The 553-nt window shown below is 65.3% G+C and carries 1 protein-coding gene; it reads left to right on the forward strand.

Going from position 1 to position 553, the window contains the following annotated elements:
- On the forward strand, positions 1–553 hold a 553-nt coding region (locus tag IPF36_RS34185; protein WP_218959787.1), incomplete at both ends, for a hypothetical protein.

Here is a 553-nt window from a genome sequence, read left to right on the forward strand (position 1 = left end):
CCGCCGGCCTCACGGGTGCGACGGCGACGGTCACGCTCGGACAGATCGGCAACGCTGTCTGCGCGATGATGCCGACGATCTGTGCTCGGCTGCAGGCCCACTTCCTCCCGGAAGGGCCGACCAACACACGGCAGGCGGCGATCGACTGGCTTGAGACGCTGCCACGTTCCGAGTGGATCCTTCATCCGCTGCGGCAGGACGTGAAGGTTTCGAACGCCAGTGGCGACGTCGTGACCAAGCCCATGTCTCCCTATGTCATTGCGCTTTATCCGCGCCGCGACGCTGAGCGCGACGGCCGGCCGAGCTTCTCGATCGCCAACCAACAGATCTACGGCATCGTCGGCCTGTCGCCGTCGATCCCGTTCTCGATCACCGACGCGGCGGTCGAGGGGCAGGACGACTTGGCGCTGTCGTTCGGCATTGCATTTCGCGGTGACGCTGGCGTGGCTGGCTCCCTGACCGATGGTGGCTTCACCTTCTGGGGTACCGACACATTGGCGGAACTCGAGGACTGGCGCTTCGCCAACGTGTGCCGCATGCGCACCTACATGGA

Source organism: Cupriavidus sp. IK-TO18, from assembly GCF_015549295.1.
Classification (GTDB): domain Bacteria; phylum Pseudomonadota; class Gammaproteobacteria; order Burkholderiales; family Burkholderiaceae; genus Cupriavidus; species Cupriavidus oxalaticus_A.